Source organism: Paenibacillus sp. FSL E2-0177 (assembly GCF_037992975.1).
Taxonomy (GTDB): domain Bacteria; phylum Bacillota; class Bacilli; order Paenibacillales; family Paenibacillaceae; genus Paenibacillus_AQ; species Paenibacillus_AQ odorifer.
The window spans coordinates 3,247,257-3,267,286 of record NZ_CP150307.1; the positions used below are offsets into that span (position 1 = coordinate 3,247,257).

The 20,030-nt window shown below is 40.9% G+C and carries 20 protein-coding genes; 16 read left to right on the forward strand and 4 right to left on the reverse strand.

Annotated elements, in window-relative coordinates; genetic code table 11:
• Positions 1-75: 75 nt before the first annotated feature.
• The 7 genes from MHI25_RS14640 (at position 76) to MHI25_RS14670 (ending at position 5,645) form a co-directional block, all read left to right on the forward strand.
• Positions 76-591 carry a GNAT family N-acetyltransferase gene (locus tag MHI25_RS14640; RefSeq protein ID WP_076219091.1) on the forward strand — a complete coding sequence of 172 codons (516 nt, stop codon included), beginning with the start codon at positions 76-78 and terminating at the stop codon, positions 589-591.
• The gene (locus tag MHI25_RS14645) at positions 581-799 is read left to right on the forward strand and encodes a DUF3977 family protein (RefSeq protein ID WP_076185892.1); all 219 of its coding nucleotides are present in this window, start codon (positions 581-583) and stop codon (positions 797-799) included. The genes MHI25_RS14640 and MHI25_RS14645 overlap by 11 nt, the downstream gene beginning before the upstream one ends.
• Before the next feature lie 116 nt (positions 800-915).
• Positions 916-2,304: a serine hydrolase gene (locus tag MHI25_RS14650; protein WP_340395576.1), complete on the forward strand. Its 1,389-nt coding sequence runs from the start codon at positions 916-918 to the stop codon at positions 2,302-2,304.
• 1 nt (position 2,305) lies between these two features.
• Positions 2,306-2,995, forward strand: a complete 690-nt coding sequence (locus MHI25_RS14655; RefSeq protein WP_340395577.1) for a hypothetical protein — start codon at positions 2,306-2,308, stop codon at positions 2,993-2,995.
• A 75-nt stretch (positions 2,996-3,070) separates the two neighbouring features.
• Positions 3,071-4,156 carry a CHAP domain-containing protein gene (locus MHI25_RS14660; protein WP_340395578.1) on the forward strand — a complete coding sequence of 362 codons (1,086 nt, stop codon included), beginning with the start codon at positions 3,071-3,073 and terminating at the stop codon, positions 4,154-4,156.
• Positions 4,157-4,445: 289 nt separating this feature from the next.
• Positions 4,446-4,844, forward strand: a complete 399-nt coding sequence (locus MHI25_RS14665) for an Rrf2 family transcriptional regulator (protein WP_036678138.1) — start codon at positions 4,446-4,448, stop codon at positions 4,842-4,844.
• 108 nt (positions 4,845-4,952) lie between these two features.
• Positions 4,953-5,645, forward strand: coding sequence for a class I SAM-dependent methyltransferase (locus MHI25_RS14670; RefSeq protein WP_340395579.1), 693 nt, complete (start codon positions 4,953-4,955; stop codon positions 5,643-5,645).
• Between the two features lie 336 nt (positions 5,646-5,981).
• Here MHI25_RS14670 and MHI25_RS14675 read toward each other — a convergent pair whose 3' ends face one another.
• Positions 5,982-6,890, reverse strand: a complete 909-nt coding sequence (locus MHI25_RS14675) for an aldo/keto reductase (RefSeq protein ID WP_340395580.1) — start codon at positions 6,888-6,890, stop codon at positions 5,982-5,984.
• Positions 6,891-7,051: 161 nt separating this feature from the next.
• On the opposite strand from MHI25_RS14675, the gene msrA reads away from it, so the two are divergent.
• The 4 genes from msrA to MHI25_RS14695 all read left to right on the forward strand — a co-directional run bounded on the left by msrA (position 7,052) and on the right by MHI25_RS14695 (position 11,124).
• On the forward strand, positions 7,052-7,564 hold the full coding sequence (gene msrA / locus MHI25_RS14680) for a peptide-methionine (S)-S-oxide reductase MsrA (RefSeq protein WP_076302006.1): 513 nt from the start codon (positions 7,052-7,054) through the stop codon (positions 7,562-7,564).
• A 169-nt stretch (positions 7,565-7,733) separates the two neighbouring features.
• A complete protein-coding gene (locus tag MHI25_RS14685; RefSeq protein WP_340395581.1) occupies positions 7,734-8,924 on the forward strand; it encodes a cell wall-binding repeat-containing protein in 1,191 nt (396 codons plus the stop codon).
• Between the two features lie 98 nt (positions 8,925-9,022).
• Positions 9,023-9,730, forward strand: coding sequence for a response regulator transcription factor (locus MHI25_RS14690; RefSeq protein ID WP_340395582.1), 708 nt, complete (start codon positions 9,023-9,025; stop codon positions 9,728-9,730).
• The gene (locus MHI25_RS14695; protein ID WP_340395583.1) at positions 9,727-11,124 is read left to right on the forward strand and encodes a HAMP domain-containing sensor histidine kinase; all 1,398 of its coding nucleotides are present in this window, start codon (positions 9,727-9,729) and stop codon (positions 11,122-11,124) included. Before MHI25_RS14690 ends, MHI25_RS14695 begins: the two co-directional genes overlap by 4 nt.
• A gap of 60 nt (positions 11,125-11,184) precedes the next feature.
• Here MHI25_RS14695 and MHI25_RS14700 read toward each other — a convergent pair whose 3' ends face one another.
• Positions 11,185-11,733 (reverse strand): PadR family transcriptional regulator, encoded by a 549-nt coding sequence (locus MHI25_RS14700; RefSeq protein ID WP_076129363.1) that lies wholly within the window; start codon positions 11,731-11,733, stop codon positions 11,185-11,187.
• Between the two features lie 153 nt (positions 11,734-11,886).
• Here MHI25_RS14700 and MHI25_RS14705 point away from each other — a divergent pair, with 153 nt between their 5' ends.
• The gene (locus MHI25_RS14705; RefSeq protein ID WP_340395584.1) at positions 11,887-13,335 is read left to right on the forward strand and encodes a DHA2 family efflux MFS transporter permease subunit; all 1,449 of its coding nucleotides are present in this window, start codon (positions 11,887-11,889) and stop codon (positions 13,333-13,335) included.
• Between the two features lie 78 nt (positions 13,336-13,413).
• On the opposite strand, the gene MHI25_RS14710 is transcribed toward MHI25_RS14705, so the two are convergent.
• Positions 13,414-13,908, reverse strand: a complete 495-nt coding sequence (locus tag MHI25_RS14710; RefSeq protein WP_340395585.1) for a DUF6803 family protein — start codon at positions 13,906-13,908, stop codon at positions 13,414-13,416.
• A 129-nt stretch (positions 13,909-14,037) separates the two neighbouring features.
• On the opposite strand from MHI25_RS14710, the gene MHI25_RS14715 reads away from it, so the two are divergent.
• On the forward strand, positions 14,038-14,718 hold the full coding sequence (locus tag MHI25_RS14715; RefSeq protein WP_076185867.1) for an HAD family hydrolase: 681 nt from the start codon (positions 14,038-14,040) through the stop codon (positions 14,716-14,718).
• Complete coding sequence (locus MHI25_RS14720) at positions 14,715-15,311, forward strand: GNAT family N-acetyltransferase (RefSeq protein WP_076129367.1); 597 nt, start codon at positions 14,715-14,717, stop codon at positions 15,309-15,311. The genes MHI25_RS14715 and MHI25_RS14720 overlap by 4 nt, the downstream gene beginning before the upstream one ends.
• Positions 15,312-15,996: 685 nt before the next feature.
• Here MHI25_RS14720 and MHI25_RS14725 read toward each other — a convergent pair.
• Positions 15,997-17,049 (reverse strand): 2,3-butanediol dehydrogenase, encoded by a 1,053-nt coding sequence (locus MHI25_RS14725; protein WP_076129368.1) that lies wholly within the window; start codon positions 17,047-17,049, stop codon positions 15,997-15,999.
• Positions 17,050-17,385: 336 nt separating this feature from the next.
• Here MHI25_RS14725 and MHI25_RS14730 point away from each other — a divergent pair, with 336 nt between their 5' ends.
• Both MHI25_RS14730 and cysK read left to right on the forward strand, forming a co-directional pair.
• On the forward strand, positions 17,386-18,408 hold the full coding sequence (locus tag MHI25_RS14730) for a LacI family DNA-binding transcriptional regulator (RefSeq protein WP_340395586.1): 1,023 nt from the start codon (positions 17,386-17,388) through the stop codon (positions 18,406-18,408).
• 112 nt (positions 18,409-18,520) lie between these two features.
• Positions 18,521-19,453, forward strand: a complete 933-nt coding sequence (cysK, locus tag MHI25_RS14735) for a cysteine synthase A (protein WP_076129370.1) — start codon at positions 18,521-18,523, stop codon at positions 19,451-19,453.
• The last annotated feature ends 577 nt before the right edge of the window (positions 19,454-20,030 follow it).

Below are 20,030 nucleotides of genomic sequence, written 5' to 3' on the forward strand. Positions count from 1 at the left end.
TTTTACCAGATTAATCCTAATTAGTATGTTAATATAGGAATGGACTCATTTAATAAGTTAGGAGGAAATTATATTATGGCCTTACCTTTACAAATCCGTCGAATGACACAAAACGATATTGATATTATACATATGGGGTTATCTGAGCATGACGTAAGCCAACCTCTTGATTATGTCCAACGTTGTTGGCAAGAAAATCAAAATGAAAAGCGAGTTACACTTTTAGCTTTTTGTGAAAATGAGTTTGTTGGATGGGGACATGTGGTATACAGGTCGGAATATCCTTATTTTGCAGAGAATAATATACCTGAAATTCAAAACTTTGACGTCATCCCGCCATTTAGGAAACGTGGGGTAGGAAGTGTATTAATTGAAGCTCTTGAAAAAGATGCTTTTACTATATCTAATACTATTGGTATTGGATTTGGATTATACGCTGACTATGGAACCGCACAACGGATGTATATAAAGCGTGGTTTTATCCCTGATGGGCGAGGAATCATGTACGATAATAAGCCTATTGAGCCTGGGGCACATGTTTGTGTCGACGATGATCTCTGCCTTTATCTTATAAAAACTATTGAGCAATAAAAGCAGGCTAATTAGAACTGAAACGGAGTTAGAGGATGGAACGGAATATGAAGAAAAAGGCATAGTGACACCGGTAAAGTTCCGCTCGTTATATTTTAGGATTTGGATTGGCAAAACTGTAATCATTCTAGACTTAAAACAAGGCTTGAAAATATGTAAGAAGAGTCGTAAAACGTTGAAGATTATTTTTGGTATAACAAGTCTTTAGGTTAAGTATGACAAGGTTGCCGTCTAAATGAACAAATGGAGGAGACCTGACACGAGACTTAGTGCTCTACCTGAGAATTATTAAAAACTCAAAATATAACGACAAGCGAGGTTTAAATGGATAATCCAGAGAATTTGACCCAAGCGCTGTCTAAGTTTTATGAAGAACTTGAACGATCTGATTTACCGGTTAATACTTTTATGCTATTGCGTAAGGGAGAAGTTATTACCGAGTTTTATCGTCAACCGTACCGCAAAAACGTTCCCCAGGTTTTATTTTCTCTAAGTAAGAGCTTTACATCTATTGCAGCAGGCATAGCATGGGATAACGGTTATTTTGAATTAACGGATAAAGTGGTTTCTTTTTTCCCGGATCAGCTTCCTAGCTCAATTTCACCTAATTTAGAGAAGATGACGATACATCATCTTCTTTCCATGAATACAGGACATAACAATAATATATATGGTGCGATAGCCAAGCAAAATGATTGGGTTCGTGCCTTTTTAGCTTTGGACGTAGAAGATGAACCGGGAAGTTATTACAATTACAATACACACGCCACTTATATGGTTTCGGCTATTATCGAAAAGACGACTGGAGAAAATCTTGTTGATTTTCTAATGCCAAGATTATTTGCCCCGTTGGACATAGAAAGACCGGAATGGGAGACTTGCCCGTTAGGAATTGTTGCTGGTGGAATGGGACTAAGCATACCAACAGATGGAATCGCGAAATTTGGCCAGATGCTCCTCAATCAAGGGGTTTACAATAGTCGTAGAATTGTTTCGAAAGATTATTTAAAGCTGGCGCTAAATGAACAAAGCGATAATCGTTGGGGACAAAATAAGGCTGACTGGTCAAACGGATATGGTTATCAGTTCTTTATGTGCAGGAATGGATGTAAGATGGGGAATGGAGCTTTTGGTCAATTGTGTTTCATTGATCCGAGTCAAGAGATTGTGATTGCTGCAACTTCAAGTTTTACCGAGATGAAGAAGTTACAGGATTTTTTAGATATCATATATGCAAATTTACTGAACTTTGATTGGCCAACGGTTGCATCTAACATTATTAAACCTCCTACATTTACCTCCTTAGTAAACAGGATAGTTAAAGTAGATTATAGATCGTACAGTGGAATTTATATCTTTGAAGATAATAAGCATAAAATCAAAGAATTAACACTGAAGTTTGAAGAAGAGCACCTTAGTTTTTCTTTACTTTACGACGATCATTTAGATGAATTTCCGTTCGATTTTTTAAGGCCTACCCATGCAAAAAGTTTATTTATTAAAGACTTATCCCTTAGTGAGCAGGAAGTTTGTACATCTGCAAGCTGGCAATATGATGATTCCAAATTAATCCTCACGGTATATTACATTGAAACCCCTTACGTAGTTGATTACACTTTGAGTTTTAGCGGTAAAAAAATTGAACTGCATATGCATAGGAATCTTTCCTTAGAGGATAGAGAATACATAACTGTTATTGGTTGGGAGGGATGAAATGACCAAGGGTAAAGGTTGGATAGCTGTTTTATTTTTGCTGTTTTCTTTAGTTTTTGTGGGAATCACACATCAGGGTACTATGTTTGGGGATTACCTCTTCAGAACTATTGGAATTCCGCCTTGGAGCGAACCTGCGACAAACCATGGTTTACATTATTCAGCAATATTCGGGATCATTTTGTTAATTTTCAGTGGGAGTTTAACTATAAAGCACTTTAGACAGCGTTATAAAAAATATGTAGGCAGAACCGTTTTGCTTGCTATCATCATTTTCATTATATTATATCCATTTCTAACAGAACGATTGTATTATCTTGTGAATATAAACAATGATGGAATTGAAGTTGTGGATTTTCTGGAAAAAGATTCGCACTGTATGTACGGTACTCAAGAGGATATTGTGCAGGTTCAATGTACAATCAGGCTAATCAACTATGGCGGGCAAAATGAAACCGTTATGATCCGTCCAATCTTTCGAGAGTACGGTAATCCTCAAGGGATCTGGTCATTCGCAGAGGTTCAGCCGCAAGAGATTACCTTGTTACCAAGATCTAATATTAAACATAACATTCACTTTGAGAGTAAGTCTGACGCTCGGATTGCTGAATTCGGGGCGAACGGTAATACCGATTATTTTGGTGTGGAGTTCGTCAAGGATGGACATAAAAAGGAAGTCATTAGGGACTGAATTAATAAAAAGATTCATGTCAGTATTAGTTTTAATATTATTACAGCTGAGTAGTAACGGAAGGGAAGGTTTCCAGTGACTCAACGCCTGATAACAAAAGTAAACCAGCGCCTCGATAGTGTGCGTGTGCTTGTTCAAGAAATGATCATGTCTATAGGTAGCGAACAACGGAAACAGGAAGCGTGTGTTCACCTGTACGGAGTGTCTAGTTTCGCTTCATTGCTTGCCATGAAAAGAGAACAAAATCAGGAATTGGCAGCCATTATAGGACTGCTTCATAATTATTATTTCTTCAAAACCGGAGTCAAGGAATTTCCAGGTCCCAACAGTGCTGATACCGTAAGGCCTTTATTAAGAGACTTGAATATGTTTACCAAAGAAGAGCTGACTCAAATTCTAAAGGCAATCTTCCATCAAGGGGACAGGAATAAAGTTCAGGGTCCCTATGAAGAGATTCTAAAGGATGCTCAAGTTCTACAATCATATTTTCAGAATAGGAATTGTATCTTAATGCCTCAGGACAATACTAGACTTCGGAATGTACTTCGTGAAATGACGATTCCAGAGGATTTTTTGGAAAAGGTAGATTACAGTAGCGGGGCTGAAGTTCTCCAGCCTACGGATAAACGAGGTAAGTTAGCTAATATTGCTGAAACATTTGGAAAAGAAAACATTGTTGGAATACCAGGAAACGAACGATATCGAGAAATCTGTAAATATTGGCCTGACCAAGAGATTTATAAAGTATTACAAAACAATTGGTGCGCAGCATTTGTATATTACTGCTGTATGCAAGCTGGATTTCTGCTGCCGATTCGATATCCGAATGCTGATTTTCGATTAGCTGGCGTAGGGGCTTGGTTAGAGTGGGCGCAACTACCTGAGACCGCATTTTTTTATTTTGACGGGCAAGAGGGGTTTACTCCTCAACGTGGTGATATTGTGATTTATGAAAAATTGCTAACTAATGACCCTCACGATCATACAGGTATTGTTTTAGCATGCGATGACAAGGAGATCTTAGTTGCTGAAGGAAATAGGGATAATCAGAATTATTCCAGTGTTTTCTACAGAGATCGCTGGCATTGCGTATATGGCTATATCCGTATCGCTAATGACTATGAATTTGAGTTTAATGGTGAGTATACTCCAATTAGTTGAGGGGAGTTCATTCGGATGATCACAGTTAAGAATATTAAGGCTGAGTATCTATTAATGTCTAACCCTAATTTTGAATTATTTTCAGAACAAGCTCTGGAAAAAATAATACGCTGCAACTGCAAAAATATCTAAATAAAACTCCGGTTTTTATCGTTACTTTTGAAGGGAGAAATGAGCCAGCTTGGGACAAAGATTCTTGAGCTTCTTCTCTTTTAAAAAGCGAACAAACTTGCCTTTTAGCAATGTTAGAGTTATCATAGATTTCTAAAGTCGTTAATGGAGGTGCTGAATGAAATATTCCCAAGCGACAGATTATGCACTTCATGCAATGCTCTATATGGTGACGGTGGCGTCTGATAAGCCGGTGGGTGTTCAATTGCTTGCTGAGAAGTTAGGTGTTTCCCAAACCTATCTGTCCAAAATGATGACTAAGCTAGTGAAGGCTGGATTGATTCAATCTGCACCTGGTGCTAATGGCGGTTATCGTCTCAGACGCAAGTCGGAAGAAATCTCTTTTTTGGATATTATCCATGCAATCGAAGGAACGGCTTCCTTTTTTGAATGCAGTCTAGATCACGGAAGTGAATGTCTGATTCAACAGGTTGTGATTGACGCTGAGCGACAGATGGAGCAGTACTTAGAGAACACGAAAATTGCAGATTTGGCAAAAACGATGAAGACGGAGTAAAGATCCGTTCTTTTTTCGGGTTTATTAGAGATAATATAAATCCGTAATGTCTTTAATGTGGGTTTTGATACTAAAATGTGAAGTTTAAAACAATGGAGGATGATTACAATGACTGAAGAGCAAAAATTAAATGCCAAGAGGGCGACCTATGAAAAAACCACTCATATTTCGATTCCCTCTTATGATTCATTATTTTCGATGATCCAATCTTATTTTCGCTTCGAGTTAGGTGACATCCCTGTATCTATGCTCGTGGTCGGTGCGGGCGGAGGAAATGAATTTTCGGCATGGGGGCCATCTAACCCAAACTGGACATTTACTGGAGTGGATCCTTCGGAAGATATGCTTAAGATCGCGAAATTAAAGATAGATGAACTGGGCTTAGAGAGCCGTGTCAGTCTGATTTCTGGGAAAATCGATGATCTTCCTCAGCAGGACTCAAAGTTCGATGTGGCAAGTTGTATTTTGGTCCTTCATTTCATCCATGATGTTCAAGAAAAATTGAAATTGCTACGCTCCATAAAGGATAATCTGAAACCGGGTGCTCCATTTGTTCTCGTAAGTGCATATGGAGATTTGGATGATCCTGAACTCCACGACAGAATAAACGTATGGAAAAGCTTTTGGGTTGCAGGGTATGAATCTCCCGATGCGTTTGATAATGTAAGTAGCAATATTACAAAAATTTCTTTCCTTCCCGAAAAACAAATTGAAGAGTTATTGAAAGAATCAGGCTTCACAAGAATCACTCGATTTTATTCTACTGGAATTATGGCAGGCTGGATGTGTCACGCGGAGTGACTAGAATACTTTCGGACCCAGATGACGTTATTTGTATATATTTAGGCGTTGGAGCATGATTTCGGACTCCAGTGCTGCTATTCCTTAAATAGAGGGTGATATATGGTGATTATCATGCTCATAGCGACTATGGAGTCCGCGAGCACCCTTAATATAGGAAAAAGTAGCGTATAAGGTCAACTGTGTCCTATAGTGCGATTCATAAGTGTGATTAGTACTTAATTAAACCAAGTTTAAGGATTAGATCAGCGATCAGGTAGCTTCAAAAAGTAGGGGGTGCCCAACAGCCATTGTATGGCTATGGACACCTCATTGTTTTTAACGAAAGTGACTAATCTATACATGAAGCTTGTAACGATTTGCTTTGCTTATCCGCTGAATGTCTGCAAGTTCCTCCGAAGTGAGTGGAGCTACATCAGCAGCCATTACATTGCTTTTTAATTGCTCCAGACTGCTTGCCCCAGGAATAATAACAGCTACAGATGGATTAGCTAGTGGATAATGAAGCGCTGTTTGTGCAAGATTGCGAGAGTCACTAGTTTCCTGCGAAAGCTGATCATGCAAATTCAGAAGTTCCTCACTACTGTAATCTAAGTAATTCTTCTCCGCCTTGCTGCGACCACGCTCTGATAGAATGCCCCCTGCTAGAGACCCGCGTGCGATCATGCTAATTCCATGCTTTGCTAGCAGAGGAAGGATTTCTTCCTCAGGACGTCGATCTAAAATGCTATATTGGCTCATAACACTTACGATATTTGATTTTTTCACATATTCTCTAATTACATTAGGACGAATAGAAGAGATCCCATAATAGCGGATAAGACCCTCTTGCTTAAGTTCTTCAAAAGCTTCAATCGTTTCGTCAATTGGATCTTCAATAGTGCCGCCATGCAGCTGGTATAGATCGATGTAATCGGTTTGCAGCCGTTTAAGACTATCTTTGACTGCATTTTTAATATAGGCTTTTGAAGGGTCCCAGCTCCAGCCTTCTTGGCCGGGAATTCTGCGGTTGCCAACTTTTGTGGTCAGGATTACATCCTGTCGACGTTGACGAATGGCTTGGCCAATAATTTCTTCATTACGGCCCTCATCATAAAGATCTGCTGTATCAACAAAATTGATTCCTTGATCGAGTGCTTCATGAACAATGGAAATGGCTTTCGCCTCATCCGTACCCAAAGACATACAGCCAAGTCCTATCTCACTTACATACAAATCGGATTGTCCTAAACGATTTTTTCTCATAGCGCATTCCTTTCTACTTCTGTTGTTGTTATATTATAACGTTTTGGAGAATTGAATTCTAATGGTGCTTCGGACTTCCATTGACTTTATGATCTTTTGGCTTTATCGTCATAGCATATATTCTTAATTAGATGAAGATAGATAGGGAGAGATTGGATCATATGGAACAAGCGATGTTTGCAGGCGGATGTTTTTGGTGCATGGTGACACCGTTTGAGGAATTACCAGGCATTCATGGAATTGTATCGGGATATGCGGGAGGGATAACTGAGAATCCAACCTACGAAGAAGTCAAAACCGGAACAACGGGGCATTACGAGGTTGTGCAGATTACGTTTGATCCAGCGCTTTTTTCATACGAGAAGCTGCTTGAATTATATTGGCCTCAGATTGACCCTACCGATGATGGTGGGCAATTCCAGGATCGAGGAACTCAGTACCGGACAGCGATCTTCTATTATAATGAAGAACAGCGTTTAGCAGCTCTTGCCTCGAAGGAACAGGTTGCGGTCAGTGGCAGATTCTCCGGTCCAGTCGTTACGGAAATTCTTCCGGCGCCAACTTTTTATCGTGCAGAAGAGTACCATCAGGATTATCATCATAAGAATCCCAAGCACTACAAAGAAGATCGGGAGCAATCCGGTCGGGATACTTTTATCGCTAAACACTGGTAAGTGTTGAAAAAACTTTAAACCAAGAGCATCCTGAGTCATTCATGGCTTACGGGATGCTCTTTTTGCATTATATACAAATTTTATTTATTTTAAATTCTACATACTTTCCACACATTTGTAGACTAAACTACTCTAAATCAAGCGAGAACATCATACAGGAGGGTTTAGGATGAAAAAAATCATACCATTTGTTGCCGTTAGTTTGCTTTTGAGTACAGTGTTAACAAGCTGCCAATCAGGCAATAATGTTCCATCTAAGGTTAATTCGCAAGCTAGTTCTGCAACGGTGGAGCAACCATGGATAGCTACGAAGAATACTACTCGTATTAACACTTCAGATCCGATTCAAGCCGCAGTGTTAGTTTCTCAGACTTTATGGACTGCGCAAACAAAGAATAATAGACCTTCAAGTGTAGTTTTGACGGATGTGAGTAATTGGCAGATCGCCGCAGTTAGTGCAGATTTGATTCATCATCCCAGTAATGGGCCTGTACTGTATACTACAAAAGAAGGGGTTCCTGAGGTTACTCTCGCTGAACTTAAGCGACTGAATCCAATAGGTGCTGAAGGCAATAAAGGGGTTCAGGTAGTGCTTGTTGGGCCTATGGCATCCAATGTCGAACAACAATTAAAGGCCATTGATTTAAAAGTAGACCGGATAGAAGGGGATGAGCCAGCGGCAGTAGCTCAGGCTATAGATACTTATTACGCCAAAGCAGCGGGTGAACTTCCAAAGTCGGTCATTATTGGTTCTATGGATAGCCCTGAGTACACGTTGCCAGCAGTGAATTGGATCGCACATATGCCTGAACCTCTTCTCTTTGTAACCAAAGACGAAATTCCTAACTCAACGGTCGAGGCTTTAAAAGAACGTGGAGGTAGCGCAACCATTTACATCCTCGGACCAGAAGACATTGTCTCAGCAGATGTAGAAAAGCAATTAAAAGAATACGGAACAGTTCTCCGTATAGCTGGAGAAGATGTTTTTAAGAACGCTATAGCTTTTGCAAGTTTTAAGGATGCCAATAACGGATTCGGCTGGGGAATCACTACACCCGGTCATAACCTGTCTTTGTTAACCACGGATTCAACGATGCTCGCTATCGCCGCTGCGCCTTTTTCTCATTTGGGGAAACATGCGCCGCTTATTTTTACGGAAAAAGACGGGCTGCCAGATTCAGTAATGGAGTATATGATGGAGCTTCAGCCTAAATTTCAAGATTCACCAGCAGAAGGTCCTTACAATCATGCTTGGATAAGTGGGGATAACCTTACAATAAATGAGCGAGCACAAAGTGAAATCGATGACATGCTAGAAATCTCACCTGCTGCAGGAGGCAATCCGCATTCCGGTCACTAACCATCATCAGAGGCTGGCATCATTTAGGGATGATGTCGGCTTGTTCTGTGTTTTTTTTGTATAATGAGAAGAACTAGGTCATAAAGAGGGTGAACGGCTTGAATAAGCTACAGATACTGATCGTAGATGATGAATGGAACATGCGGAATTTATTGCGGATTTATTTAAGTAAAGAAGGGATGTCTACAAAAGAGGCGTCAACGGGTCATGAGGCACTCCAACTGTTGAAACAACACAGCTTTGACCTAATCTTGCTGGATGTGATGATGCCGGATATGGATGGCTGGCAGGTCTGCAAGCTGGTGAGGGAGTCAAGCTCTATCCCAATTCTAATGCTAACCGCACGTTCTGAAACCAAGGATAAGGTACGTGGTCTCGGTATAGGCGCAGATGATTATCTTACTAAACCGTTTGAGCCGGAAGAATTAGTGGCTAGGATTTATTCTCTGCTGCGGCGTTCAGCACTTACTTTTGTTCAACAACCTCAGGAAAAGGTGCTCACATACCCTGATTTTAAAATATACCCAGAAGCTAGGGAGGTACATATTCAGGATACATCCATTGAATTCACGCTCAAGGAGTTTGATCTACTGGCCACTTTGGCGCAAAACACTACCCGGGTTTTTACGAGAGAAGAACTGGTGGAGCGATTATGGGGGAATAATTATGAGGGGGAGAATCGTGTTATTGACACCCATATTAAGAATATCCGCGAGAAACTACATAAAGCAGGCCTAGCCTATAATCCGGTTCAGACGGTGTGGGGATTAGGTTATAAATTTCATGTTCCCGGTAATCAGGTATGAAAAATAACATCATCGGACTTAAGCTCGGTTTTGTTATTATGTCTGTTTTTGTGGTTGTTTTGCTTGTTCTTGGAATTACTATAGACCGGATGTTTACAAGCTTCTATTACAACGAGATGCAAAAAGAGACGGAGGAACTCACCTCACATTTTATTGGAATGGCGGAATCGCAGGATAGTTCAAACGAGCAGATGATGAGTACCTTTGCAGAATTTTCGGATGTCAGTATCTTTAATATCTCGAAGGATGGCAAAATGATACTCCACTCGGGTGTGCATGATCGTATGGATCGTTCATTCATCCATGCTTCGGATGTCAGTAGGATTTTTGCTGGGAAAAGTGTTGATTTTGAGTATAAAGATCCTGCTGGACATTCTTATTTTATCATTGGAAAACCAATAATGGAGGGGGATACAACTCAGTCTGCACTTTATGTAATGTCCTCTACAGAGAGTATGAAGCAATCTTTGGCTTCCATCCGGAACCTCCTGCTGATTGCAGGAATAGGGGCTTTTATATTGGCTTTAGGGATCACTGGTGTGATCGCCATGATTTTGTCTAGACCTCTGATCAAGATGCAAAAGGCAACCCGGAAAATCGCGGCTGGCGAGCTGGAAACGAGACTTTCTATACGTAGTAACGATGAGATTGGTTTTTTGGCTGCAGCCATAAATGATCTGGCTGTCGATCTACAACGATACAGGGATACAAGGCAGGAATTTCTGGCAAATATCTCACATGAGCTGAGAACGCCCATTACATATTTGGAGGGGTACACCAAGGTTATAAAAGATGGGCTTTACGAGACCGAGGGGGAAAGGGATCTATACTTGGATATCATTCATCAGGAAGCACATCGGCTCCAGCATCTGGTGGATGATTTATTTGAACTGGCAAAGATGGAGGAAGGAAAGGTTACACTTACCCAAGAGTGGATCGATCTCAGTCAGCTAGCGGAACAAGCCGTGCGCAGAGTTGAACTGAAAGCAAAAGAGAAGGGGTTGCAGCTGAAGCTTCAGCTTAGCGGAGATGTATATATGATCCGTGGAGATCAAAAACGTATGGAACAGATTATAATGAACCTTCTGGAAAATGCAATTCGTTATACGGATGAAGGCGAGATTATTGTTCATGTGGAATTTACAGCGGATGCTGCAACTCTAATAGTTGAAGATACAGGAATAGGTATTCCTGAGGAAGAGCTTCCCTATATCTTCGAACGTTTCTACCGGGTAGAGAAATCACGTTCAAGACAATACGGTGGTTCAGGTCTGGGACTTTCCATTGTTAAAAAGCTGGTGGAATTGCATGGAGGCAAGATTCGAATGATGAGCCAGCCTGGAACGGGTACTCGTTGCGAGGTGCAACTATTGAATCTATCTAAATCCGAATAAATGTAAGTAAAAAGAGACTTCAGATACAAAATGAGGTCTCTTTTTTGCTTGTTTATAATGTTATTTATTCGACTCAAGCTCTTCAAGTGCCCATTCGCAAAATTGTATAGAGCTCTCCATATCAAGCACACGTTTGTGGATCAGTAAATAACGTCCGAAAGTGGTGGCTTTTAACTCACGAGTCTCACCGCGTTCATCACGCAAGACTTCGTTTGCTTTGAGCAAAACCTTGTATCGCTCCAGCTCACTTTTACAAAACTCTGCACGTTTTAGCAATAGGTCCTTGGCTTCTTCCGGGTTGGATAGCCATAAGCTATATAGCTTAAAATGCAGCTCATCCCGCAGCACCGGAGGCTCTGCAGTAGTTTCCACCCATTGCCGCAATTGCTCCAGTCCTGCTTTCGTAATGGAGTATTCTTTTTTATCCGGTTTATCGGTCTGTTCAATGAGCTTAAAGGTGATATAACCTTGCTGCTCCATGCTCATTAATAGAGGGTAGATTTGACTATGTCCAGCACGCCAGAGCGGCTTGATATTCTGAGTTAATTCATATCCAGACAATGAGTTAGCGCTAAGTAAAGCTAGAAGTCCATAAGACAGTGTATTCATTACTATAAAGCCCTCCAGTTATTATAAATCCGTTTTCATTGAATTTTTCGGGGATATGTCATCATTGACATATTGATCATACGATTATAACATTATTCAAGTCACCTTATATATGTAAAAGTAGACATATAAAAAATAATGAGGAGGGGAAGCATGGAAGAAAATCAAGCAAGCAAAATACATTTTTGGCCGATCATGATTGCCATATTCTTCGGAAATTTCGTCTCTGTCTTAAGTACAACGACGATCAACATTGCTGTTCCTCTTTTAATGGATCATTTCAATACGAGTCTGAACACCATGCAATGGATGGTCACGGGTTTTATGCTGGCGACAGGAGTAACCGCACCACTCGCCGGATATCTCGGAGGAAGATTCAGCTACAAAAAGCTTTATCTTTTCGCCTTGATGGGATTCACCATGTTCTCTTTGCTTTGTGCTTTAGCATGGGATCCAACATCATTAATTGTATTTCGGATGCTACAGGGTTCGTGCAGCGGTCTCATCATGGCTTGTACAATGACCATCATATTTCAAGTAATACCGGGAGAACGCAGACCTTTTGCAGTAAGCCTCTGGTCGTTATCCGCGATGGTCGCGCCAGCCATAGGACCAACGTTTAGCGGGTGGCTGCTCCAATATGCCAGCTGGCATTGGTTATTCTTAATTAACATCCCTATTGGAATCATAGCTGTTATTCTAACCCTAACGTTAATTCCATATTATCGAATGAATATTCCGAAGTCATTTGATATTCCTGGTTTCCTTACCGTTGTCCTCGGTAGTTTATCATTATTAACTGCATTTAGCCAAGGCAATAGCTGGGGATGGACTTCGTGGAAAACCTTATCGTTAATCCTTTTGGGAGTTGTATTGTTAGCTTTGTTTGTTTTGCGCGAGCTGAAGGCGGAGGTACCTCTGCTGAATTTGCGTGTATTCCGTAATCGCCGTTTTACCGCCATGCTTAGTATCTATAGTTTAGTTACGATTGCGATGTATGCCGGAACCTATTTAACCCCTTTGTTCTTACAAACGGTAGAAGGGGCTACAACGCTTAAAACAGGGCTGATTTTATTGCCGTCCTCGATCCTCCTTGCCTTGCTGAGTCCAATCGTAGGTAAGCTGTATCCAAAGTTCGGACCTGTGAAGTTGATTTCTGCGGGTATTTTATTTATATTCATCGGTTTATTCATGCTTAGTCGGCTGCAAACGAACATATCTTATAGCTTTATTATGTGGGCGATGGTCGTTCGTAATCTCGGCATTGGACTAGCCAATGTTCCAAGCAGTACAGCCTCAATGGAGGAAATTCCCGTCGAATGGTCTGGGCATGCTACGTCGATCAATAACTGGGTCCGCAATGTGTTAAGTTCACTTGGGATTGCAGTATTCACCTCCCTGCTGTCGAGTAGATCTTTACTCCACTCTAAAGAGTTGATCAGATCCGGCGCAAGTAATACAGATTCGATACGTTTACTATCGTTCACGATGGGGGTGAATGATGTTTTCGTGGTGGGTTCCATTATTGTGTTGTTTGGATTTCCACTGATGTTTTTATTACGCAAGAAGCGTACTGTGGTAACTGTACAAAACGCGGGATGACCGGTGCGATAAAAAAAGCAGATCAAGGGTTTATCCTTGATCTGCTTTTTGACTTAGATTACGTTATGTTAATAAACTTTAATGCATCATATCGCCCATGCCACTCATATTGCCTACAATTTCCGGATTAATCATCCCGAATATCATCGCGATATGCGCCACGACCAAGAATCCACTAATAAGCAGAAAATGCAGCTTCATCTTGTGCTCTTCCGATCGTTTACGGGCAATCAGACCAAGATCTAACAAAGCTAGTGGCAATAAGAAGAGTACTCCGCTTAAATAGAAGCCCACGGCTACGATATCAACCCATGTGTGCCAATCCCCATTCACAGACAAAGGAATAAACGCAGTTAGGAACAAGTAGAGGAATACACCTGTGAAATATATCCCTGCGAGTATGCTGCAGACTTTGTTGAAGGATCGTAGCGGGCCTGTTAGATTCTTGGTGAACAAAATAATAAACTCTGTAATGGTAATCGTCTCAGCGAAAATCACGGGGATTGCCATGAATATAATCAAGTTCCAAGGCTGGTTGTCCGCTAGCAAAGACATGTAATGCGTCATGTTCATAAGATACTCCTCCGATAATATGTAATAGCTTCGGTTACTTATCGTATTCGAGAAGTATGTGGAAAGTATGTGGAAACGAAGGTATGATAAATATATGCAATAATAACAGTCGAGGGGAGCAAGACAACCGTGGGAAGAGGATTACAAAACATTTTATTTGATTTAGATGGTACTTTAACAGACCCCAAAGAAGGCATCACCAAAAGCGTAGAATATGCTTTGAACAAATTTGATATACAGATCGAACATTTGGATGAGCTTCTTCCTTACATAGGTCCTCCGTTATATGATTCTTTTATCGAGCTGCACCATTTCACTGAGGAACAAGCGCTTCAAGCGGTTGCTTTTTACCGGGAGCGTTACAGTGCCACGGGATTATTTGAGAATATGGTGATTGAAGGTATACCCCAATTGCTGGAGGGACTTAAGACGAATGGATACTCATTGTATGTAGCAACCTCCAAACCGACTGTTTTTGCAGCACAGATTCTTGAGCATTATAAGCTCGATCATTATTTCAAACATATCGGAGGAAGTAATCTGGACGGTACCCGTTCTAAGAAGCAAGAGGTTATTCAGTACGTGCTTGATGAGAATGATATACATCCAGAGGAAGCGGTAATGATAGGAGACCGTAAGCATGATATCATCGGTGCTATTGGCTGTGGTGTCGAATCCATTGGAGTGACTTTTGGTTATGGTCCTAAGGAAGAGCTTGAACAAGCCGGAGCAGACCATATCGCCTTTCGTGTGGAAGAAATTGCAGATATCATTCAGCATATTTCATTGAGAGAACGGTGTACCAAATGAATGTTATGAATACAGAACTGCTTGACGGGAAATCGATTAAGCTGGTTCCAATAGATGAAAGTCATGCAGAAGGATTGGCGAGAGTGTTAAGAAATCCAGACATCTGGGAATTTACCTGGCGAAAAATAACGTCGGACGAGCAGGTGCAAGGATTAATCTCAACAGCTTTAGCGAATCAAAAGAACGGTTCACAAATTACCTTTACTATCATTGATAAAGCAACGGAGCGAATTATCGGAACCACTCGTATTATGCATCCGGATTTGGTTCATCGTAACGCTGAAATTGGATGTACCTGGATCTCACCAGACTATTGGAGAACTAGTGTGAACACAGAAGGCAAGTCGCTGCTGCTACACTATTGTTTTGAAGAACTAAAGCTGATCCGCGTTGAATTTACAGTGGTCGCGAACAACTTGAGGTCACAAAGAGCAGTAGAACGAATAGGGGCGGTTAAAGAAGGGGTTCTGCGTAAGCATAGAATCAAGTCTGACGGATCGATTCATGATAATGTGGTCTTTAGCATATTGGATACCGAATGGCCTGCTGTAAAAGAGAATCTGCATTATTTGATAAATGATAAATACGCATAAGTATAGATGAAGCAAACAAACGGGCTAGGGGCCGTTCCATAGGGAGCTACACTTCATCTATAATTGATGAATCAGAGTGGTGACGGAAGCAATTTGTTAAAGCAGAGTGAGCGTTTAATTGTATTTTGTACAACTATAATTCCTTAATTGGTCGGGGTATAGATATAACTGTATTTAGTACATCTATATTCCTCATTTAATTTCTTATAGGTGGATTTTCAGGGTTTTAATTGTACAGAATACAATTAAAACAAGAATAGTTACTTTTGCACACGGAATAAGTGTACAGAATACAGTTATTTCACATTTACCCTATATCACTCTCCATTATCTCATTCGAATCCTTTAAATTAGGTGCTAGAAGTATAACAAGAGGGGATGCACCGGAAGCTACGTTCTGTCTGAAAGGATTTCTTCAAGGCATCAGACTTGCAACTCCTGCTTAGTGAGGATGAATATACTTGGTGGATCAGCGGATGATTAAGCGAGTTAAGCCAGAGCGTATAAGGATTTGCCCATAAATTTGCTTAAACACCCCCCACAAATCAAAAACACCAGGCAGTGATACTCCAATCCCGGAGAATCGCTACCTGGTGTTTTTAATAACAGAGACCGCTACAAATTCTAGAAAGAGCTGCTTGGAGCAGCGCCTTCTTTTATGATTCAGCCAATAGGCTGCTTATGGTTATTGTTTAGGACTTACAAGGATTTTTACTTGATTTTTTTCTTTCAAAAGAGCCTCAAACCCGTGATCAATCACTTCATTCAGTTTAATTCTCTTAGTAACAAGTTTTTCAGCAGGGAAGTACCCTTGTTCCATCAAGCTAATTACAGCGGGGAAAACATCACGGTAACCAATGATACCAGTTAAGTTGCGTTCTTTAAGTACGATATTGTTTGGAGTAATCGTAGCATCTTTTTCGAAAATACTAACGATCATGATTTGTCCACTCAATTTAGTGGAATTAATGGCTTGGGTTAGAACGGGAGGTACACCTGTCACTTCAAACGCAACATCTACGCCACCATCGGTACGTTTTTGAATTTCTTCGACCACATCATATTGTTTAGGATCGATTACAATACCACCAAGTTCTTCAGCTTTACTCTTACGTTCCTCGGAAAGTTCTACCACATAGATTTCAGCTGCGCCGGATGCTTTCAAAGCTTCAATGACCAGCAAACCGATTGGGCCAGCACCGAATACTACAGCTTTATCTCCAACCTTCAGTTGACTGGAACGAACAGCGTGTAGAGCAACGGCAGAAGGTTCCACGAGAGCACCTTGTTCATAGGATAAGCTGTCTGGAATTTTGTGCACCATATGTTGGTCTGCTGCGACGTATTCTGAGAATCCACCGCCACCACCAGCCAAACCTAGGAAGCCCATTTTTTCACAAAGATTATATTTACCTTGTCGACAAGCCACACATTCACCACATGCAAAAACAGGCTCGACGACGACGCGATCACCAACATTAAACTTGCTAACGCCTTGACCTACTTCTACGATTTGTCCAGAGAATTCATGTCCCATTACGACTGGAGCTTTTTCACCAGTAAGGGGATGATCTGTTCCTTGGGGAATGAAAATAGGACCGGCTACATATTCGTGAAGATCGCTGCCACAAATTCCGCACCATTCGATTTTGATTTTCACTTTTCCTTCAAGGGCTGCTGGTTCTTCAATCGTTTCTAACCGTAGATCTTTGACGTTATGCCATCTTAATGCTTGCATATCATTCATCTCCTAGATTAATAATAATAATAAATAGTATTTTATTTCTGGAAAAGAGGAAACGTTTCCGAGAACAAATATGTCACATAATTTTCATATTGTCAAATTTAAATATTGAAAATATTAATATTGAAAATTAGTGAAATTTTTCACTAAAATAGAGTTATATCAAGCCTTTAGGCTCACAGTGGCAGCTGAGATAAGTATTCTTCTATGTACTATTATGTTATAATCTATACATTGGAATTTTGATTTTAGATGAGTGGAATTTTGATTTTAGATGATTGGAATAGAGATAAATACGAAAACGATTCCGGAAATAAGGGGACTATCAGAGTGGCTAATAAAAACAAAGTAACCATAGAGGATGTAGCGAAACGGGCGGGGGTAGGTATTGCTACTGTCTCAAGAGCCATTAATAATTCAGAGGGAATTAGTTCCAAGACTAAGGCGCTAGTACTGCAAGTGATTGAGGAGATGGGTTTCACTCCAAATACCTCTGCGCAAAGCCTCAAAATCCGCCAAACGAAGCAGATTGCTCTGGCCGTTCCTGACATTCGCAACGCAATTATTCCGGATATCGCCTGGTCCGTAGAGCAAGCCGCCAAACAACATAGCTATCGGGTAATTCAAATTAATACTTCTGGCAACCCGCGCACTGAGCTCGAAACGATTCGTGAGGTCAAAAAATTACATGTAGATGGACTCATTATCATGCCTCTTGCTTATCCAAAGACCATGGTAGAGTTAATTAATAAATCGAGTGTTCCGGTCTCCATCATTAACTACGGGAAAAGAATCACAGAAAATGTGAAAGCTGACGTCGTTAGTTTGTCACGTTTTGAAGGACAATTAGTGATGGAGCATTTAATCAATATCGGTCGTTCTAGAATTGCATATGCAGGGGCACAAAAAGATCTTATTGAAGATCGTTATCTTGCTTATCAGCAAGCTTTAAATCAAGTGGATATTTCGCTTGTTTATTTTGGAGAAGACTTTTCCTTGCAAACTGGACTACAAGCCGCTGACTATTTCTACAGCCTGACGCATATGCCAGACGCTATTTATGCAGTGAATGACATGGTGGCCATAGGTCTTGTGAATCGGTTTAAAGAATTAGGCGTTCGTGTTCCAGAAGATGTGGCGGTGGTTGGGGTAGATAATAACGCATGGACTACTATCACAACGCCTCAGATTAGTTCAGTTTCCATCATGGGGAATGAAGTGGCACGATTAGCCACACAGCTTCTTTTGCAACGTATTCAGGATAATATTACCGGGGAGTATCAAAGGGTGCAGCTTGATCCGCGATTAATCGTGCGAGAGTCAAGTGTTTCGGTTAGACGTAGTACGAATTAAAGACCTTAAGTTTGCGACTACTAAGAATGAATAGGTTGTAAATCCTTTAAATCCTGCTAGACTTAATACAGAGTAATTTGATTGGAAATTAAGAAATGAGGTGCGGATCATTATGGCTAATATTTATAAGAGCTTAACCGATCTGATCGGAAATACACCGTTATTAGAGATTTCAAAGTATAGTAAAACCCAAAACGTAGAAGCAAGAGTTCTTGCCAAGCTGGAATCTTTTAATCCTGCAGGTAGTGTTAAAGATCGTATTGGATATGCAATGATCAAAGATGCGGAAGAGAGAGGTCTCATTAATAAAGATTCTGTCATTATTGAGCCTACTAGTGGAAACACTGGGATAGGACTTGCTTTTGCAGCTGCTAGCTTAGGGTATTCACTGATCATCGTCCTACCAGATACATTTAGTATTGAACGCCGTAAATTAATGCTGGCATTAGGTGCTGAGCTTGTGTTAACACCGGGAACTGAAGGAATGAGCGGAGCTGTAAGAAAGGCAGAACAATTAGCTGCGGAAATTCCAAATTCATTTATTCCCCAACAATTCAGCAATCCTGCGAACCCGGAAATACACAGAACGACTACAGCAGAGGAGATTTGGCGGGATACCGATGGAGATGTTGATATTTTCATAGCGGGTGTTGGTTCTGGAGGCACTATCTCGGGTGTTGGGAAAGCGTTGAAAGAAAAGAACCCCGCAGTCCAAATTGTCGCCATCGAGCCGTTTGACTCTCCTGTTTTATCAGGAGGCCGTCCTAAGGGACATGGGATTCAGGGCATTGGAGCAAACTTTATTCCTGAGAATTACGATAATGAAGTAGTGGATGAGATTTTTCAGGTGAAAAATGATGATGCCTATAGCGTATCACGTGCACTTGCGCGAACAGAAGGATTGCTGGTGGGTATCTCCTCCGGAGCAGCTGTTTACGCAGCTACACAAATCGCTAAGCGTCCTGAGAATAAGGACAAGACCATCGTGGTGATTCTGCCGGATACCGGTGAACGTTACTTAACCACTACGCTGTTTGATTTTTAACGGAACATGAGCGCTAGATCCAAGTAATTGGCTTTAAAAAGCAAGTAAAAGGTTCAGCTATAGGCTGAGCCTTTTTGTTGTTGGAGTATTGGCTGTATATCTCCAGATAACGGGTACCTCAAGTAACTAAGAAGTTTAAGAGGGATTCAAAAACTCCCATTATTTCAAGTAGCTAAGAAGTTTAAGGGGGATTCCAAAACCCCATTTTTCTCAGTAGCTAAGGAAGTTCAGTGTGTTACGGACCGTATTGCAGCTATTTCGCCATTTAATCTCATTTTGCTGCGTTATCGGACTGAATAGCACTTATTGGCCAACATTTGCGGATAAGTGGTGTGGTTTTGAGCAAATAGCTGCAACTGAGTCCGATAGTCTGCCGCAAACGCTCAAATAAACAGAATAACGTCTCCTGAGTCCGATGAATCGGCGAAAAGTGTGTTATCAAGCAGGGGATTCCAAAACTCCAATGTACCTCAAGTAACTAAGAAGTTTAAGAAGGATCCAAAACTCCCATTATTTCAAGTAACTAAGAGAGTTCAGTGTGTTACGGACCGTATTGCAGCTATTTCAGCATTTCAGC

What these genes read in the sequence shown, in the direction of transcription:
- MHI25_RS14640 (WP_076219091.1), top strand. Translation starts at nt 76, where the DNA reads ATGGCCTTACCTTTACAAATCCGTCGAATGACACAAAACGATATTGAT.
- MHI25_RS14650 (WP_340395576.1), top strand. Translation starts at nt 916, where the DNA reads ATGGATAATCCAGAGAATTTGACCCAAGCGCTGTCTAAGTTTTATGAA.
- MHI25_RS14655 (WP_340395577.1), top strand. Translation starts at nt 2,306, where the DNA reads ATGACCAAGGGTAAAGGTTGGATAGCTGTTTTATTTTTGCTGTTTTCT.
- MHI25_RS14665 (WP_036678138.1), top strand. Translation starts at nt 4,446, where the DNA reads ATGAAATATTCCCAAGCGACAGATTATGCACTTCATGCAATGCTCTAT.
- MHI25_RS14670 (WP_340395579.1), top strand. Translation starts at nt 4,953, where the DNA reads ATGACTGAAGAGCAAAAATTAAATGCCAAGAGGGCGACCTATGAAAAA.
- MHI25_RS14675 (WP_340395580.1), bottom strand. Translation starts at nt 6,890, where the DNA reads ATGAGAAAAAATCGTTTAGGACAATCCGATTTGTATGTAAGTGAGATA.
- msrA (WP_076302006.1), top strand. Translation starts at nt 7,052, where the DNA reads ATGGAACAAGCGATGTTTGCAGGCGGATGTTTTTGGTGCATGGTGACA.
- MHI25_RS14685 (WP_340395581.1), top strand. Translation starts at nt 7,734, where the DNA reads ATGAAAAAAATCATACCATTTGTTGCCGTTAGTTTGCTTTTGAGTACA.
- MHI25_RS14695 (WP_340395583.1), top strand. Translation starts at nt 9,727, where the DNA reads ATGAAAAATAACATCATCGGACTTAAGCTCGGTTTTGTTATTATGTCT.
- MHI25_RS14700 (WP_076129363.1), bottom strand. Translation starts at nt 11,733, where the DNA reads ATGAATACACTGTCTTATGGACTTCTAGCTTTACTTAGCGCTAACTCA.
- MHI25_RS14705 (WP_340395584.1), top strand. Translation starts at nt 11,887, where the DNA reads ATGGAAGAAAATCAAGCAAGCAAAATACATTTTTGGCCGATCATGATT.
- MHI25_RS14710 (WP_340395585.1), bottom strand. Translation starts at nt 13,908, where the DNA reads ATGAACATGACGCATTACATGTCTTTGCTAGCGGACAACCAGCCTTGG.
- MHI25_RS14720 (WP_076129367.1), top strand. Translation starts at nt 14,715, where the DNA reads ATGAATGTTATGAATACAGAACTGCTTGACGGGAAATCGATTAAGCTG.
- MHI25_RS14725 (WP_076129368.1), bottom strand. Translation starts at nt 17,049, where the DNA reads ATGCAAGCATTAAGATGGCATAACGTCAAAGATCTACGGTTAGAAACG.
- cysK (WP_076129370.1), top strand. Translation starts at nt 18,521, where the DNA reads ATGGCTAATATTTATAAGAGCTTAACCGATCTGATCGGAAATACACCG.